The organism is Bradyrhizobium sp. URHA0013 (assembly GCF_000518345.1).
Classification (GTDB): Bacteria; Pseudomonadota; Alphaproteobacteria; order Rhizobiales; family Xanthobacteraceae; genus Bradyrhizobium.
This window is the reverse complement of the sequence record NZ_KI912426.1, coordinates 667,807-684,864: the sequence shown is the minus strand read 5'-3', so window position 1 is coordinate 684,864 and position 17,058 is coordinate 667,807. Positions and strand designations below refer to the sequence as shown.

The window sequence follows — 17,058 nt, the reverse complement described above, 5'->3', positions numbered from 1 at the left end:
AACGTCATCGCGTCCGGGAATAACACCCCCGCTCCCCCAATCACCTCCCCGAAGCCCAATTCCGGGCGAAGTGGAGCTGCGCGATGAGCGGACACGATCACGGCGAGGACGGCTTAAGCCGCCGCAAGGTGTTGGAATGCATGACCTGGGCCGGCACCGGGGTGCTCTGGACCATCACCGGTGGCGTCCCGCGCTCGCTCGGCATCATCGATTCCGCGCAAGCTGCGACCGCGGCCGCGCCCGGAATGACCTTCCTCCAGATCAGCGATAGCCATGTCGGCTTCGACAAGCCGGCCAATCCCAACGCGCTCGGCACGCTGGAGGAAGCCATCAACAAGATCAACGCGATGCCGGTCAAGCCGTCCTTCATGATCCACACTGGCGACATTACGCATCTCTCCAAGGCCGCCGAGTTCGACAATGCCGATCGCATCATCTCGCAGAGCAAGCTCGACGTGCATTACGTGCCCGGCGAGCATGACTTCCTCGACGAGGACGTGAAGTTCTATCGCGAGCGCTACGGCCGCGGTACCAAGGGCGCAGGCTGGTATTCGTTCGACGCCGGCGGCGTGCACTTCATCGGCCTCGTCAATGTCGTCGACCTCAAGGCCGGAGGCCTCGGCAATCTCGGTGCCGAGCAGCTCGCCTGGCTCGAGGACGATCTGCGCGGCAAGTCGAAATCGACGCCGATCGTGCTGTTCGCCCACATCCCGCTCTGGACCGTCTACCCCGAATGGGGCTGGGGCACCGAGGACGGCGCCCGCGCGCTGGAACAGGTGAAGGGCTTTGGTTCAGTCACCGTGCTGAACGGCCACATTCACCAGGTGATGCAGAAGGTCGAAGGCAACGTCACCTTCCACACCGCACGCTCCACCGCCTTTCCGCAGCCGGCGCCGGGAGCTGCCCCCTCGCCCGGACCGATGAAGGTCGAGGACGCAAAGCTCCGCGCGATGCTCGGCGTTGCCAGCATCAACTTCAAGCAGAATGAGCAGCGGCTCGCGATCATCGACACGCCGCTCCAGGGTTGATGCAGGGCGAACGGAAGCTGACAATGAAGACTCTCAATCGCCGCGACTTCGGTGTCGCCTTCGGTCTCGCTTGGGCCGCGGCCATGCTGGTACCCGCCACAACCGCCCGTGCCGACGACATGGAGGTGCATATCGACAATTTCGTCTTCCAGCCGGCCGAGCTCAAGATCAAGGTCGGCACCACCGTGACCTGGACCAACCGGGACGACATCCCCCATACCGTTGTGTCGGCCGGGAAGTTCAGATCCAAGACCCTGGACACCGACGACAAGTTCTCGTTCACCTTCACCAATGCGGGCGACTACAAATATTTTTGTTCTCTGCACCCGCACATGACGGGGATGATCAAGGTTGAGTAACGTCTCGAACCAAGGCATCAACGTCTTGCCCGGCCGGTGGTCCCACGCCGGCCGGGCTCGTGTGCCTTCGGTCACACACAGGGACGAAACGAACAGGGACGAAACGAGCAACGACGAGACGAAGCAACGATCAGAACAAGAGGCAAAGCGAGGAGCGATGCCCGCCAACGACGATTTGCAGAAGGCGCAACGCTTCCGCGAGGCGGCGCTGCCCTATCTCGACGACGTCTACACCCTCGCGCGCTATCTCTTGCGTGATGCCTCCGATGCCGAGGACGCGGTGCAGGAGTGCTATCTGCGCGCGCTGAAGCATTTCGACAGCTATCGCGGACCGGCGATGAAGCCCTGGCTGTTCGCGATCCTGCGTAACGTCTGCAATGCCGAATATGCACGGCGCGCGCACAGGCACAGCGCGATCGACGATACGCCCGGCGCTGCCGAGCAGACGCCGATCTGGCAGGAGACCGAGGCTAGCCCCGAAACCGAAGTGCTGCGCAGCCGCGATGCGGGCGCGATCCGCAAGCTGATCGACGCGCTCGCCGAGCCGTTCAAGGAAACATTCGTGCTGCGCGAGATCAACAACCTGTCCTATCGCGAAGTCGCCGAGGCCGTCGGCGCGCCCGTCGGCACCGTGATGTCCCGCCTCGCCCGCGCCCGCGCCATGCTGCGCGCGGCCTGGACGGCGGATGAGGAGCAAGCAAGATGACCTGCGACGAAGCAAGAATCCTGCTTCACGCGCTGCTCGACAACGAGCTCGATGCCGGCCATGCGCGCGAGGTCGAAGCCCATATCGCGAGCTGCCCGGCCTGCGCTGCGGAGCTTTCGGCCCAACGCGACATGCAGCGCGTGCTCGCGGACGCCGATTTGCGCTACACCGCACCGGCGAGCCTGCGTGCGCGTATCGAGGCTTCGCTGCCGCAGCCGCAGCCGCAGCGCCAACAGCCGAGCCGCCGCTCCGTGCTGCGCGGCTTTGCGATGGGCTCGGCAGTCTCCGCGCTCGCCGCCTCCGGCGTCGTTGCATTGGTGCTGCGCCAGGACGACCAGCAGCGCATCCTGTCGGAGGTCGTCTCCGCGCATCTGCGCTCGCTCCAGGCCGGCCACCTCATCGACGTGGTCTCGACCGACCAGCACACGGTGAAGCCGTGGTTCAACGGCAAGCTCGACGTCGCCCCGCCCGTGATCGACCTCACCGCACAAGGCTTTACGCTGGTCGGCGGCAGGCTCGATTATATCGACGCCCGCGCCATCGGTGCGGTCGTCTACAAGCGCCGGCAGCACGTGGTGAATTTGTTCGTGTCGCAGACATCGAACGCGGAATACCGCGCGCCCAAGACCGAAACCATGCAGGGCTTCAACTGCCGGCGCTGGGGCAATCGCGGCCTGAACTTCTGGGCCGTCAGCGATCTCGCCCCCGACGAGCTTGCCGAATTCGTCGACAAGTTCGAGGCGGCGATGAAGGGTTAGCCTCTGCGCATCCAGTCATTCGAGCGGAGGAAATCGTTCGAAGACGGGCAGTTCGTGAGCCCGCTTCATCCAGCCAATCCGCTCGGCGACCTGAATGTGCATCGTCGCCGGAACGGCATCGGGGTCATCATAGGTCCCGCTCTGGATATCGATGATATCGGGCATCAGGTTTTCGTTGCTGTAGAACAGCCCAGTGCCGCAATCGGCACAGAAGTGACGTCGTCCATGTTCGGATGATTGATAGATCTTCGGCTGACGCGCACGACTTTGACGGCTTTGAGCGAATACATCGCCCAGCCGACCATCGGTGCCCCGGAGTGGCGGCGGCAATCCGCGCAATGGCAGAGCGCGTGCACCATCATGTCGCCGTTGACTTCGTAGCGGATCGCGCCGCAATGACAGCCGCCAGTCAAAGGCATCGCTCACTCCTCTCCCGGTCAGGTCAATGCCGGAAAATAAGCGTCGATTTGGAATTTCGGGAGACGGACTGCTTCAGCAGGTCGCACGTCGCGACATCAGGCCGCAGCACAGGCCTTACGCCGATCGCCTCACCGCGTTGTCCACCAGCGTCTTGCCGAGCGACCAGATCGCGCCGGGGACCTTGTGGCTGCCGGCGATGACGTCGTCGAAGGCGCGCTCGATCCAGCCGCAATCTTCCTCGGTGATGGTGAGCGGCGGCAGAAGCTTGATGGTGTGGCTGCCGTGGCCGGCAACCTGCGTGAGGATCTTGTGGTCCTTGAACAGCGGCACGGTGATGAGCTGGCAGAACAGGCCCTTGTTGGCCGCCTCCAGCACGTTCCAGGACGCCCGCAGCCGCAGCGATTTCGGCGGACCGAACTCGACGCCGATCATCAGGCCCTTGCCGCGGACTTCCTTCAACAGCTCGTAGCCGGGCACCATGCGCGTGAGCGCGAGGCGCAGCTCGGCACCGCGCTTGGCGGCGGACTCGATCAGCTTCTCGGACTCCATGATATCGAGCGTGGCGATGCCCGCGGCCATCGCCAGGTCGTTCTTGGAGAAAGTCGAGCCGTGCACGACTGCACGGTCCATCTGGTTGAAGATCTTGTCGAAGATGCTCTTGCGCGTCAGCACCGCGCCGACCGGCACATGGCCGCCGGACAGCGACTTCGACAGCAGCACCATGTCGGGCTCGACGTTCCAGTGCTCGACCGCGAGGAAGCGGCCGGTGCGGCCCATGCCGGTCTGGATCTCGTCGGCGACGAACAGCGTGCCGTATTTCTTGCAGAGCGCAGCCGCACCCGGCAGGAACTCGTCGGTGGGCATGTTGACGCCCTTGCCCTGGATCGGCTCGACGACGAAGGCGGCTACCTCGCGCGAGGCCAGCGCCTTTTCGAGCGCGGCGAGATCGTTGAACGGGATCGAGGTGCAGCCCGGCAGCAGCGGCTCGAAGCCGGTGCGAAAGTTCGAATCACCCGTCAGCGACAGCGCGCCATAGGTCAGGCCGTGATAGCCGTGGGCACAATAAACGATGCCCGGACGGCCGGTGGCGCCGCGGGCGAACTTGATCGCCGCTTCGACGCATTCGGCGCCGGAATTGGCGAAGAACGCCTTGTCGAGATAGGGGACGTACTTCAAAAGCCGCTCGGCAAGCACGCCGGCAAGCACCGAGACGTCGAACTGGACAAGGTTGGGCAGGTCGGCATCGAGCACGCTCTTGAGCGCCTCGCGCATGACCGGATGATTGCGCCCGATCGCAAACACGCCAAAACCGGACAAGAGGTCGAGATAGCGCGCCCCGTCGCGGTCGTAGAGGTACTGTCCCTGCCCCTTCTGGAAGCCGACATCGTAGCCGATGGTCTTCAGGACCCGAACGAACTGCTCGTTCAGATGCCGATTATGTAGGGCGCTGCGCTGGGCCTGGCGGTCCGCGAACAGCTGAGACATGTCTGGATTTGGGCTGTGCATCCGCTACATACTTCGGTTGAGGGCCGTCTCGTCAACTGAAAACGGAACGTCGCTGAAAACGATCTGTGCGGCCTTTTGCCCTTTTTCGGACCATCTTCGCAAGCAGAGCTTTAGACCATGTTGCACTGCCAAGGAACTATCATGCGTTTAGCCCTTTACACCGGACTAATACTGGCTGGCGGTTACACCTGCCTGAACCCGGCGCTCGCGGCCGATCCGACCGGCGACTGGCGGGTTGCCGACGGTGTCGCCAACATTCGTGTCGCCCAATGCAATGGCAGCATGTGGGGCGCGGTTTCCTGGGAAAAACAGCCCGGCGGCCGCGACGAGAACAATCCGGACGCGTCGAAAAAGACCCGGCCCACGCTGGGCATGGCGACCCTGATCGACATGAAGAAGAAGCCCGGCGCCGATCAATGGGAAGGTCAGGTCTACAACGCCAAGGACGGCCAGCTCTACAGCGCGACCATCACGCCGGTTGGCACCGACCAGCTCGAGATCAAGGGCTGCGTGATGGGGTTCCTGTGCGGTGGCGAGACCTGGACCCGGGTCAGCCCCCCGATTCCCTTGAGCCCCGCCAACGCCATGGCCAAGGGCGCGCCGAAGCCCACCGGCGCGGCGCCGAAAGCCCCGGCAACGACCGGCGCTACAGCGGCGCAGGCTGCGCCCACAGCCCCGAAGGCCACCGGCACTGCCAAACCCGGTCAGAAGAGCGCCGCCGACCAGGTCGGCGACATCTGCCTACTCCCTGAGATTGCGGGGTTTGCCCATTAGGGCGGGCTGAAACAGCAGCACGGCGGCAAGCGTCGTCACCAGCGACAGCGCGAGCAGCTTGCCCATGCTGGACGTGCCGGGATGGCTCGACAGCCAAAGGCTGCCGAACGCGGTCGCCGTTGTCAGCGCGCTGAAAAAGATCGCGCGCGTCAGGCTGGTCTGGAGCAGGTTTGTCCTGCCCGAGCGCCAGGCCACGACATAGTAGATCTTGAAGGCCACGCCGACGCCGAGCAGCAGCGGGAACGCAACGATATTGGCGAAGTTGAGCGGCAAGCCGATCAGCACGCAGATCTCGAGCGTCACCGCGCCGGCCACCAGCAGCGGCACCAGCGTCATCAGCACGTCGACGAACCGGCGCAGCGTGACCCACAGCAACAGGCCGATCACCAGCAGCGCATAGATTCCGGCATGGATGAACGCCTTCACCACGGTGTCGCCGGATTTCAGGATCGAGACCGGACCGCCGATCGCGGTCGGCTCGGCAACGAGTACCGCCGCCGCAAATTTGCGCAGCGTGTCGTTGTCGTTGGGATCGCCCTTCGGCAGCGCCTCGACGCGGATGATGCCGTCCTTGCTCTTCCAGGCGCTGACGAGATCTGCCGGCAATGACTTCAGGGTGACCGGCTCGGCCTGCATCGCGTTCCGGAGCTGGTCGAACACAATCTTCATCGGCGCGACGAACACGTCCTGCGCCTTGTTCCGCGTGGCCTCGTCGCCATTGGCGAGCTTTTCCAGCGCGTCCGCGAGCCGACGCGAGGCGACCGCTCCCGGGCCCTTCGCATCGCCTGCGGTCCGGCGCAGATTGTCGACCGAGGATTTCAGCGCATCGACGTTTTCCTTGTCTGACGGCGCGGCGTCGATCTGGTCGGGATTGAGCGCTGGGTTCAGCACCTTGGCGCCCTGCGCGAGCAGCTTCAGCTTCGGCGGCTGGTCTTCAGGAACGAAGCTGTTGAGCGACATCACGCGCAACACCTCCGGCACCTTCTCCAGCTTTGCCTCCACCTGTCTTGCCTGCTCTTCCGACGTGGTCATCACGTTGATGGCATTGGCGCCGGTGTTGGGATCCTTGCGCAAATCGAGGAAGGTCGCGATCGACTCTGCCTTCGGGTTGCGCAGGTTCATCGGGTTGAAGTCGAACTTCATGAAATAGAGCAGCGGCAGGCCGGCGACCGCCAGAAACATCGTGCCGCCGACGACCAGCACGCGGTGCTTCTCCAGGAAGTGATCGAGCGGCGCCAGGAAGGCATAGCCGACCGGCTCTTTCTCACCGGGCGGGTTCAACAGCTTCAGCATCGCCGGGAGCACGGTGATGCTGGTGAGGAACGCGACCAGCATGCCGACGCCGGCGATCTGGCCGAGTTCGGCGATCCCCTTGTAGTCGGTGGGGATGAAGCAGAGGAAGCCGGCTGCGGTCGCCATTGCCGCCAGCGATAACGGAATAGCCGAGCGCTTGGCAGCGAGGATCAGCGCCCCCGAGAGATCGTTGTGCTTGTAGCGCTCGGAGCGATAGCGGACGCTGTACTGAATGCCGAAATCGACGCCGAGGCCGACGAACAGCACGGCGAACGCGATCGACAGCAAATTGAGCGAGCCCACCATCATCAGGCCGGCGGCGGTTGTCAGCGCAAGACCGACGAAGAGATTGACGAACACCGCGAAGATGATCTTCGCCGAATGCAGCGCCAGCCACAGGATGAGCAGCACGACGAGGACCGTGCCGATGCCGTTGACGACGGCGCCTTCCTGGACGGTTGCATATTCCTCGTTGGCGATCGGGACCGGTCCAGTCAGCCGGACCCGCGCCTGGTATTTGGTGGCAAAATCCAGATCGGCTGCGGCCTTGCGGATCGCGTCGGTGGCGCCCTTGCCGGGCTCCAGCGCGTTGTAGTCGAGGATCGGCTTGAACTCGATGAAGGCGCGCTTGTCCGAATCCGTCAGCGGCTCGTCACTGACGAGCTGGCGCCAGGAGAAGGTCGCATTGCCCTTGTTGAGCACGGTCTCGACCGTTTGCGCGATCTGGTTGAAGGGCCGTTCGGTGTTGTCGAGCTTGACCTGCCCGCGCTTGACGCCGGCAAGTCCTGTTTCCAGCGCGCCGGTCAGGCCACGGATCGAGGGATCGCCCGCCATGATCTCGATCAGCGGCGCGGCGGATTCGAACTGGCCGGTGACCTTGGCGACTTCCTCTGTCGGCAGGAACAACAGACCATTCTTTTCGAAGAACTCGCCGGTGCCGAGCTGCTGCATCGACTGGAATTCGGTCTTGTTGTCCTTCAGCTTGGCATACAGCGCGTCCGACGCCGCGGTCGCCATCTCCGGCGTCTTGGCTTCGACCACCGCCGTAATCGTCGCATCGCGGTCGAAGGCGCGATCGAACTGCTGGTCGCGTTGGCGCCAGTCCAGATTTTGGGCAATCAGCGAATTGATGTCGGTGTTGATGGCGAAATGCTGGGACGTGTAATAGCCCGCCCCCACCGCCAGCAGGAGCCCGAGAACGACGACGAGGGAGGCAAACCGGGTGCAGGCCCTGACGATGGCAACGACGACGCTTTGCAGCACTACTTTTCTTTCTGCGGTTAACAGCTTGCCGGAAACGCCCGCTGTTTAACGGAGTTCCCGGCCGAAACCTATTGCTGTTTTGAGTGGTTATCGCCGTCAGAAGGTTTGAGGTAAACGGCGGAAGACCATGGCAAAATCATGCGGGCCGTCGGTATAGCCGAGGAGTTGAGGCGGGAAAGTGACGAAGCGTGCGCACAAATGTCGCCACTTCGCTGCCACGGGCATTCTCTACTATAATACCGCGAAACTGATCCGGCACGGAACCAAAGTTCATTCCACCTTTCCTTACTGCCGATTTTTTGACACAAAGTACTGCGCCTCCATGCACCGGGGCCCCCGGCAGGGGTGGGCGGCTACCGCGTGCGCGAACCGATGGTGCGGATATTGCAACTCATTGGTTCGTATCGGGGTGTCCCCTGAACTTGAGAGCGGATTGGTGCAACTTGCGTGATGGGCGTCCAATGGAAGTTTATCTGGCGCAACCGCGCGGCTTTTGCGCGGGAGTGGTGCGTGCGATCGAGATCGTGGAACGGGCGCTGGAGAAGTACGGCCCGCCCGTCTACGTGCGCCATGAGATCGTGCACAACAAGTACGTCGTCGAGAGCCTGAAAAACAAAGGTGCGATCTTCGTCGAGGAGCTGTCGGAGGTGCCGCCCAAGGCCGTGACGGTCTTCAGCGCCCATGGCGTCGCCCGGAGCGTCGAGGAAGAGGCCGCTGCGCGCGACCTTCCGGTGCTCAATGCCACCTGCCCCTTGGTCACGAAAGTTCACAATCAGGGGAAGCGCTACATCGCCAGGGGCCGCACCCTGATCCTGATCGGCCATGCCGGCCACCCCGAGGTCGAGGGTACGATGGGCCAGGTTCCCGCTCCCGTACTGCTGGTCCAAAGCGTTGAAGAGGTTAAGGCCCTTGAGCTGCCGGCGGATACGCCAGTGGCCTATATCACCCAGACAACCCTGTCGGTGGATGACACAAAGGACATCATTTCGGCCCTGCAGGTCCGCTTTACAGATATTCAAGGCCCGGATATCCGGGATATCTGCTATGCGACACAGAACCGCCAATCTGCGGTAAGGGACTTGAGCAAGCTGGTCGACGTGATCTTGGTGGTGGGCGCTGCCAATAGCTCGAATTCGAACCGGCTCCGCGAAATCGGCACTGAGGCCGGTGTCGCGAGTTATCTGATTGCCGACGGCAGCGCGCTCAATCCGGAGTGGTTGAAAGATGCCAGGATCGTCGGCGTCACGGCCGGCGCTTCGGCGCCCGAGGTACTCGTGGATGACGTGATCGAAGCGATGCGGCGGATCGGACCGGTCAAGGTCTCGGTGCTTCCGGGCCGCGAGGAAAACATCGAATTCCGGCTTCCGGCCCAACTGGCTGCGAGCTGACCCACCCGAATTTCAAGCCCAGAAAGAAACTTGTAATGGCTATCCCCTTCTTCAAGGAAATGCGTATCGGCGGCTATTTGATCAAGCAGAAGCTGCTTGGCCGCAAGCGCTATCCGCTCGTGCTGATGCTGGAACCGCTGTTTCGCTGCAACCTCGCCTGCGTCGGCTGCGGCAAGATCGACTATCCGGACGCGATCCTCAACCGCCGCATGACCGCACAGGAGTGCTGGGACGCGGCCGACGAGTGCGGCGCGCCGATGGTCGCCATTCCCGGCGGCGAGCCGCTGATCCACAAGGAGATCGGCGAGATCGTGCGCGGCCTCGTCGCGCGCAAGAAGTTCGTCTCGCTCTGCACCAACGCGCTGTTGCTCGAGAAGAAGCTCGATCTGTTCGAGCCTTCGCCCTATCTGTTCTTCTCCGTGCATCTCGACGGCCTGAAGGAGCACCACGACAAGGCCGTGTCGCAGAAGGGCGTGTTCGACCGCGCCGTCTCCGCGATCAAGGCGGCCAAGGCCCGCGGCTTCACCGTCAACGTCAACGCCACCATCTTCGACGGCCATCCGGCCGAGGAGATCGCGAAATTCCTCGACCTCACCGTCGAGCTCGGTGTCGGCGTCTCGATGTCGCCCGGCTACGCCTATGAGCGCGCGCCCGACCAGGAGCACTTCCTCAACCGCACCAAGACCAAGAAGCTGTTCCGCGACGTCTTCGCGATGGGCAAGGGCAAGAAGTGGAATTTCATGCATTCCGGCCTGTTCCTGGACTTCCTCGCCGGCAACCAGGAATACGAGTGCACGCCCTGGGGCATGCCCGCGCGCAACATCTTCGGCTGGCAGAAGCCCTGCTATCTGCTCGGTGAAGGCTATGCGAAGACCTTCAAGGAGCTGATGGACACCACCGATTGGGAAACCTACGGCACCGGCAAGTACGAGAAGTGCGCCGACTGCATGGCCCATTGCGGCTACGAGCCGACGGCGGCGACCGCAGCCATCAACAACCCGCTGAAGGCGATGTGGGTGTCGCTGCGCGGCGTCAGGACCACGGGCCCTATGGCCCCCGAGATCGACATGAGCAAGCAGCGCCCGGCGCAGTACATCTTCTCGGCGGAAGTGCAGAAGCGCCTGTCGGAGATCCGCAAGGACGAGGCCGCCGCCGCGCAGGAGAAGGCGGCACGGAAGGCTTCGACCGCCGCGTAAGCGCGATGCCCTGTAGCCCGGATGGAGCGCAAGCGAAATCCGGGACGGTCCTCCGCGTTGAAGTCGTCGGATTGCGCTCCGCTCCATCCGAGTGACGCACACTGAAACAGAAAAGGCCCGATCGCCAATGGCGACCGGGCCTTTTGGTTTTTAATGATCGCAGAACCGGCTCAGGCTGCCTCCGAGACCAGGGCCTCGCTCTCGACCAGCTCGGTGCCGATCAGGAAGTCGCGGCAGCCGCGAAGTGAGCGCAGCGCGCGGTTGAAGTCGAGGCCGGTCGAGACCAGTCCATGCAGCGCGGTCGGGTTGCGCGCGATGCCGCGCAGCACGGCCAGCACGTCGATCTGGCCGTTCGGCTTGATCGCGGCGCGGGCGAGCGCCGGCAGCGCGCGATGGGCGGGATCGCTGATGACGCGGACCGCGGCGAACGGCAAGCCGGCCTCGGCGGCGTAGGCGGCCGCGATGTGGCTTTCCATGTCGACGGCGGCCGCTCCCGTCTCCGAATGCAGCGCCGCCTTGCAGGACCGCCCCGTGACCACTTCCTCGGCACCGGCGAGGCTGCCGCGCACCACGCGGCGGCGTCCGGACGTCAGGCGGGCGATCAGGTCGTCGCCGAGCGAGAGGCCAGCGGCCCAGCGGGTATCGCCCGCGAGCACCTCGGTCGCCAGCACGACGTCGCCGGAGCGCAGCGTCGGGTCGAGCCCGCCGGCCACGCCAAAGGAGATCACACCGCGAATCGTCTCGGGATCCAGCACCGTCAACAGCGCCCGCAACTGGGTCGGGCTGCTCGATGAGCAAATGACCGCCATGCCGGGCCCGGCCGCGATTCGGGCCTCCTGAACCAGTCCAGTCACGATCAATATCGGCCGCGGATCAACGGTTTGACCCGCGGTAAGATAGTCCCCCGTCCCCAAAGTCACATTCCGACCCCTACCACCCTGCTGTTGGTGTTCCGCAAGTTCCGATACCGCGCCAATGCCCACAGCGGGAAGAACTTCGGATAACCATGGTATCGTAGATAGAATACACGGGGAAAGCCTGTGGCGGTGTACCGCTGTTCGTCCCACAGTCCTTTTTCGTTCTGTGTTGCAATCAGGTACTCCACCCCGCGGGCGACGGCCGGGTGATCAACCTCGCCAGCAGCCATGAGGGCAAGCAAGGCCCATGCCGTTTGCGAGGCGGTCGAGGGGGCGGCCTCCCAGCCCCGGTAGTCCAGCCGGTAGCTGACGGCATCCTCACCCCAGCCGCCGTCCTGGTTCTGGATCGAGGCCAGCCAGCCGGCCGCCTTGCGCATCATCGGATCGTCGTGGCGGACGCCGGCCATGTTGAGGGCGCACAGCACCGACCAGGTTCCGTAGATGAAGTTCATGCCCCAGCGGCCGTACCAGGACCCTTCGGGGTGCTGGGTCTTGCGGAGGTAGGCGATCCCGTCCGCGACGTGCTTGCTGGTCTTCGCGGTCTCGCCGAGCTGGGCCAGCATCGAGATGCAGCGCGCGGTGACGTCCTCGGTCGGCGGATCGAGCAGCGCGCCATGGTCCGAGAACGGGATGTTGTTCAAATAATATTCGAGATTGTTGACGTCGAAGGCAGCCCAGCCGCCGTCGTCGCTCTGCATGCCTTCGATCCACTCCCGGGCACGGTCGATCGCGGCGTCATAGCCGGTCGCACCGTGCTCCCGGCGCATCCGGTCCATCGACATCACGACCACCGCAGTGTCGTCGAGATCGGGATAATGGGCATTGTTGTACTGGAAGGCCCAGCCGCCCGGGCGCACGTCGGGCCGCTTCACCGCCCAGTCGCCCTTCACCTCGAGCTCCTGCTTCGGGATCAGCCAGTCGAGACCCTGCTTGGCCGCCGGCACCGCCTTGTCACCGCCGGCTTCGAGCAGCGCGTGGGCGGTCAGCGTCGTGTCCCACACCGGCGAGACGCAGGGCTGGCAATAGGCTTCGTCGTCCTTGATCACGAGCAGCTTGTCGATACCCCGGCGCGTGATCGCGCGCGGCGGGAAGTTCTCGTCCTTGCCGAGCGCGTCGTACATCATGACGATGTTGGCCATCGGCGGATAGATCGCGCCCATGCCGTCCTCGCCGTTCAGCCGCTCCTCGGTGAAGGCGAGCGCGGCATCGATCGCGCGCTTGCGCAGGCTCTTGGGAAACATCGGCTCGACCACGCGCAAAATGCTGTCGAGCGCGCGGAACAGCACGAACCAGGCCATGCTCTGGTGCGGCGCCTTGGCGGTCATGCCGATCGAGCGCGGATCCTGCAGGAACAGCTCGTCGATGCCGACGCCCTTCGGATTCTTCGCGCGCGGCTTCAGCGCTGCGAGCACCATCAGCGGCACCATGGTGGTGCGCGCCCAGTAGGAGATCTTGTTGATGTGGAACGGCGACCAGAACGGCAGCAGCACGATCTCGATCGGCAGCACCGGTACCGCGCGCCAGGTCACGACGCCAAACATCGCAAGCATGAAGCGCGTGAAGACATTGCTGTGAATGGCGCCGCCGCGGGAATGGATCGCCTCGCGCGCACGCACCATGTGCGGCGCGTCGATGGAATCCCCGATCATTTTCAGCGCGAAATACGCCTTGACGCTGGCGCTCATGTCGAACTCGCCGTCATGCACCAGCGACCAGCCGCCATGGGCGCCCTGCACGCGGCGAAGATAATTGGCGATCTTGGCTTCGAGCACGGAATCGACCGGCTCGGCGAGATAATGGCGCAGCAGGACGTATTCGGCCGGAATCGTGCCATCGGCCTCGAGCTCGAACACCCAATGGCCGTCGGGTTGCTGGAAGCCGAGGACGCCTTCGGTGGCCGACGCAATGCTCGATTCCAAGTTCCTGAATTCTTGGGCTTCGCGGCTGGTCGCGTTCACGGAATCCATCTCGCTCGATTGCTCCGATAGTCGATTGAATGGGCCGAAATTGACCGGGACAAATGCCCGTCAGGGCCGCCTGTCACTATCCCTTGGCGGCCAGAACCAGATCGGCGGCGCGATCACCGGATCGGACCGATCCCTCGATGGTTGCAGGCAATCCCGTAGCAGTCCAATCGCCTGCAAGAAACAGGTTTTTCAGCGCAGTGACCGGCCCTGGACGCAGGGCATTCTGCGCCGGCGTCGCCGCAAATGTGGCGCGGCGCTCGCGCACGATCTGCCAGGGGGGCAGCTCGCCGGAAACACCGCCCGCCTTGCAGACGTCGTTCCAGATCGCCTGCGCGAGTTCCTCGCGCGGCATGTCGACCAGACGGTCGCCGTTGCTGATGGTGACGGACAGCCGGTTCGGGAACGCAAACAGCCATTCCACGACGCCGCCAATCACACCGAGGATCGGAGCCGATCCCGCCGGCGGCTCGACGCGGAAATGCGCATTCACGATGGCGCGGAATTCGGTCGGCGTCTTCAGGCCCGGCAGCAGGTTGGAGGCAGCGCGCGGCGGCACCGCCATCACGACGACATCGCCCGCGCCGATCTGGATCACATCCTCGCCGCCGAAATTCAGCGCGCCGACCTTGCCGTCATGGGTCGCAAACGAGCGCAGCTCATGGCCGAGCTGAACGCTGTGCCCGCGCTCCTGCAGGAACGTCACGGCAGGCTCGATCAGTACCGCGCTGAGCCCGTCGCGCGCGATCAGGGGACGGCAGGCCTGCCCGCCGGCGAGCAGCGTCTCGCGCACGATCGCGCCGGCGAGCCCCGCCGAGCCTTCGGGGGGATCGACGTTGAGCGCCGCGAGCAGCAGCGGCTGCACCAGGCGTTGATAGAGGACGCCTTCGCACGGAATTGACTTGCCGACCAGCGTCTCTTCCGATGCCCAGATCAGCGGCGCCAGCTTCAGATAATCGGTCAGCCCGGTGTCGGGGACGCGGCGGCTCTCGTCGAGCACCCAGGTCGGGAGCCGGCCGTCGCCGAGGTCGATCTGCCAGCGCTGCCCGGTCTTGATATCGACGAAGGGAAACTGCGCGCGCTCCGGACCGACGAGGCCCGCCTCGGTGCCGATCGAGCGCGCATAGGCGCGCGCATGACTGTTGCCGGACAGCAGCAGATGGTTGCCGTTGTCGATGGTGAGATTGGTGGCGCCGTCGAAATAGGAACGGCAACGGCCGCCGGCCTGCTGCGTCGCCTCGTGCACGGCGACCTTGAAGCCGGCATTGGCAAGCCGCACGGCGGCGGAAAGGCCGGAGATTCCAGCACCGATGATGTGAGCTGTTTTTTGCATCAGATGAGAGCGTAACGGAGCAGGATGGCGATGCGTGTGACCTTCGACACACGCACCGGCTCGCGCGGCGCGTTGAACCCGCGCGCGATCAGGAGATCCAGAATGGCATGATAGTATTTCGACATCATCCGCGGCGCGCGCACCGCGCGGCGGCGGTTGCGGTTCATGATCTCGTCCGACTTCTCGAAATACGCCTTTGCGCGCTGCGCCAGCGGCAGGCAGACCTTCGGCAGCGCGCGCTCGACGATCACGCGGTCCGGATCGTTGGAGGTGATGCCGGCATGCAGCAGCGCTTCGCGCGGCAGATAGAGCCGGCCGAGGCCCGCGTCCTCGTCGATGTCGCGCAGGATGTTGGTGAGCTGGAGCGCGCGGCCGAGATGATGGGCGAGCTCGATGCCGTCTTCTTCCGGCAGGCCGAAGACCCGGACCGACAACCGCCCCACGGCGCTCGCGACTCGATCGCAGTAGAGATCCAGCGTAGCCATGTCAGGCGCGCGGATGTCCTGCGGCACGTCCATCTCCATGCCGTCGACGATCGCGAGGAAATCCTCGCGCTTGAGGCCGAAGGTCTTCACCGAAGCGACGTAGTCCTTCAGCCGCGGCGGCGGATTGCCCTGGTAGAGCGCATCGATGTCGTTGCGCCACGCCTGAAGGGCGGCGAGCCGCTCGTCGCGCGGACCATCGGAATCGGCGATGTCGTCGACCTGCCGGCAGAAGCTGTAGATCTGGAACATCGCTTCGCGCTGGTCGTGCGGCAAGATGCGCATCGCGGCGTAGAACGAACTGCCGGATGCGGTCGAGCTATAATTGGCGCTGGGCGAGGTCGCCTCAAGCGTCATGTGCAGTCCCCGGTCTGGAAATGGCCTTGCGTCCAACCGCGCGGCGGCCGACTTCGCCGATCATGCCGGCGAGGCTGAAGGTGAGGAGCTCGAGCTTGTTCAGGTGCACGCGTTCGCGCAAGGGATCGCGCACCTTCAACACGCGCACGATGCGGTCGGCATAGGCCTGGATCACCGAGACCTCGACGCCGAGGCGGAAATCCCTGATTTCCGCGCTGAGCGACCTGCCCTCGTCCAGCAGCGCTTCGTTGCGCACGGCGAGAGCCTGAAGGCAGGCCAGCATCGCCGGCGGGGACTGCGCCAGTCCGAGCTGCTCGACCGAGGCGCCACTCGCGGCCAACGCGTCGCGCGGCAGATAGACGCGGTTGAGCTCGCGGAAATCCTTGCCGCAATCCTGAAGGTGGTTGTTGATCTGCAGCGCTGCACAGAGCGCATCCGACGCAGCCCAGGTCGAGGTGCTCTCACCATGGACGTCGAGCATGAAGCGGCCGACCGGCATCGCCGAGTAGCGGCAATAATGGATGACCTCGTCCCAATTCTCGTAGCGCAACTTGGTCACGTCCATACGGAACGCGATGAGCACGTCGAGCGCGTGGCGCGGCGCCATGCCACGTTCGGCCAGTGCGTGCCGCAATCTGACGGCCTCGGCCTGGGTGTCGCCCGTGCCGAGCAATTCCGCCTCGAGCAGGTCGAGATAAGCGAGCTTCTTATCCGGCGGCAGCGTGGCGTGGTCGGCGATGTCGTCGGCGGTGCGGACGAAATTGTAATACGCCAGGATCAGCGCGCGATGACGCGGATGAATGATCCAGGACGCGACGGGAAAATTCTCGTCGCGCTCACCCTTGCCGGATCGCAATTCGCTCGCAGAGGTCATCGAGGGCTGGTCTACAATCGTTTGGACAGGAAGGGCTTTTTCGCTCGCGCTAGCCCGTGCCGGCGATGCCGCCGCGGCCCCCATATAGGGGAATACGGCCGCAAAACCAATCCTGTCTCTCGATGGCTGCCCTTCGCGGATCAGGTCCGAAAAGGCGGCCCAAAAGGCCGCCTTTTTGTGGGCCAGTGGCCGAGCTTACTGGTTGTGGTTCTTCAGGACCTGGTCGCAGGCCTGCGAGATCTTGGCCCGGTTCTCCTTGAGGCAGGCCAGGATGGTGAAATCGCCCTGGTCGATGACCGGACGGCAGAGCTTCTGCACATCGCGCGAGCAGGCCTTCTGCTCGGCGTCGGTGCCGCGCCCTTGCTGGGCGAACGCTGCGGTCGAGAGGGAGGCCGACAGCAAGGTGAGAGCGACGAGAAGCTTACGCATTGTATTCCTTC

The 17,058-nt window shown here is 64.2% G+C and carries 17 protein-coding genes; 7 read left to right on the top strand and 10 right to left on the bottom strand.

Features of this window, described 5'->3' with window-relative positions; translation table 11 throughout:
* Positions 1-83: 83 nt before the first annotated feature.
* The 4 genes from N551_RS0123785 (at position 84) to N551_RS0123770 (ending at position 2,851) form a co-directional block, all read left to right on the top strand.
* Complete coding sequence (locus N551_RS0123785) at positions 84-1,028, top strand: metallophosphoesterase (RefSeq protein ID WP_027569020.1); 945 nt, start codon at positions 84-86, stop codon at positions 1,026-1,028.
* Between the two features lie 23 nt (positions 1,029-1,051).
* The gene (locus tag N551_RS0123780; protein WP_027569019.1) at positions 1,052-1,387 is read left to right on the top strand and encodes a cupredoxin family copper-binding protein; all 336 of its coding nucleotides are present in this window, start codon (positions 1,052-1,054) and stop codon (positions 1,385-1,387) included.
* 157 nt (positions 1,388-1,544) lie between these two features.
* Positions 1,545-2,093: a sigma-70 family RNA polymerase sigma factor gene (locus tag N551_RS0123775; RefSeq protein WP_027569018.1), complete on the top strand. Its 549-nt coding sequence runs from the start codon at positions 1,545-1,547 to the stop codon at positions 2,091-2,093.
* Positions 2,090-2,851, top strand: coding sequence for an anti-sigma factor (locus N551_RS0123770; protein ID WP_027569017.1), 762 nt, complete (start codon positions 2,090-2,092; stop codon positions 2,849-2,851). Before N551_RS0123775 ends, N551_RS0123770 begins: the two co-directional genes overlap by 4 nt.
* Positions 2,852-2,866: 15 nt before the next feature.
* Here the strand turns inward: N551_RS0123770 and N551_RS39440 are convergent, their stop codons facing one another.
* The 3 genes from N551_RS39440 to hpnO form a co-directional block, all read right to left on the bottom strand.
* The gene (locus tag N551_RS39440) at positions 2,867-3,040 is read right to left on the bottom strand and encodes a hypothetical protein (RefSeq protein WP_346730827.1); all 174 of its coding nucleotides are present in this window, start codon (positions 3,038-3,040) and stop codon (positions 2,867-2,869) included.
* The gene (locus tag N551_RS39435) at positions 3,016-3,270 is read right to left on the bottom strand and encodes a GFA family protein (protein ID WP_245287875.1); all 255 of its coding nucleotides are present in this window, start codon (positions 3,268-3,270) and stop codon (positions 3,016-3,018) included. Before N551_RS39435 ends, N551_RS39440 begins: the two co-directional genes overlap by 25 nt.
* A 115-nt stretch (positions 3,271-3,385) precedes the next feature.
* Entirely contained in the window at positions 3,386-4,777 is a 1,392-nt protein-coding gene (gene hpnO / locus N551_RS0123760) for an aminobacteriohopanetriol synthase HpnO (RefSeq protein ID WP_026233264.1), read from the bottom strand.
* A 141-nt stretch (positions 4,778-4,918) separates the two neighbouring features.
* On the opposite strand from hpnO, the gene N551_RS0123755 reads away from it, so the two are divergent.
* Positions 4,919-5,551: a DUF2147 domain-containing protein gene (locus tag N551_RS0123755; protein ID WP_027569016.1), complete on the top strand. Its 633-nt coding sequence runs from the start codon at positions 4,919-4,921 to the stop codon at positions 5,549-5,551.
* Here the strand turns inward: N551_RS0123755 and N551_RS0123750 are convergent.
* The gene (locus N551_RS0123750; protein WP_027569015.1) at positions 5,519-8,107 is read right to left on the bottom strand and encodes an MMPL family transporter; all 2,589 of its coding nucleotides are present in this window, start codon (positions 8,105-8,107) and stop codon (positions 5,519-5,521) included. The genes N551_RS0123755 and N551_RS0123750 overlap by 33 nt on opposite strands.
* Positions 8,108-8,568: 461 nt before the next feature.
* On the opposite strand from N551_RS0123750, the gene ispH reads away from it, so the two are divergent.
* Positions 8,569-9,495 carry a 4-hydroxy-3-methylbut-2-enyl diphosphate reductase gene (ispH, locus tag N551_RS0123745; protein ID WP_027569014.1) on the top strand — a complete coding sequence of 309 codons (927 nt, stop codon included), beginning with the start codon at positions 8,569-8,571 and terminating at the stop codon, positions 9,493-9,495.
* Positions 9,496-9,530: 35 nt separating this feature from the next.
* Positions 9,531-10,691: an adenosyl-hopene transferase HpnH gene (gene hpnH, locus N551_RS0123740; protein ID WP_027569013.1), complete on the top strand. Its 1,161-nt coding sequence runs from the start codon at positions 9,531-9,533 to the stop codon at positions 10,689-10,691.
* 170 nt (positions 10,692-10,861) lie between these two features.
* Here hpnH and N551_RS0123735 read toward each other — a convergent pair whose 3' ends face one another.
* The 6 genes from N551_RS0123735 to N551_RS38975 all read right to left on the bottom strand — a co-directional run bounded on the left by N551_RS0123735 (position 10,862) and on the right by N551_RS38975 (position 17,047).
* A complete protein-coding gene (locus N551_RS0123735; protein WP_027569012.1) occupies positions 10,862-11,611 on the bottom strand; it encodes a phosphorylase in 750 nt (249 codons plus the stop codon).
* The gene (shc, locus tag N551_RS0123730; protein WP_027569011.1) at positions 11,608-13,575 is read right to left on the bottom strand and encodes a squalene--hopene cyclase; all 1,968 of its coding nucleotides are present in this window, start codon (positions 13,573-13,575) and stop codon (positions 11,608-11,610) included. Before shc ends, N551_RS0123735 begins: the two co-directional genes overlap by 4 nt.
* A 76-nt stretch (positions 13,576-13,651) precedes the next feature.
* Positions 13,652-14,905: a hydroxysqualene dehydroxylase HpnE gene (gene hpnE / locus N551_RS0123725; RefSeq protein ID WP_027569010.1), complete on the bottom strand. Its 1,254-nt coding sequence runs from the start codon at positions 14,903-14,905 to the stop codon at positions 13,652-13,654.
* On the bottom strand, positions 14,905-15,744 hold the full coding sequence (gene hpnD / locus N551_RS0123720; protein ID WP_027569009.1) for a presqualene diphosphate synthase HpnD: 840 nt from the start codon (positions 15,742-15,744) through the stop codon (positions 14,905-14,907). The genes hpnE and hpnD overlap by 1 nt, the downstream gene beginning before the upstream one ends.
* The gene (gene hpnC / locus N551_RS0123715; protein ID WP_027569008.1) at positions 15,734-16,618 is read right to left on the bottom strand and encodes a squalene synthase HpnC; all 885 of its coding nucleotides are present in this window, start codon (positions 16,616-16,618) and stop codon (positions 15,734-15,736) included. Before hpnC ends, hpnD begins: the two co-directional genes overlap by 11 nt.
* Positions 16,619-16,813: 195 nt before the next feature.
* Positions 16,814-17,047, bottom strand: coding sequence for a hypothetical protein (locus tag N551_RS38975; RefSeq protein ID WP_007593627.1), 234 nt, complete (start codon positions 17,045-17,047; stop codon positions 16,814-16,816).
* Positions 17,048-17,058 lie beyond the last annotated feature (11 nt).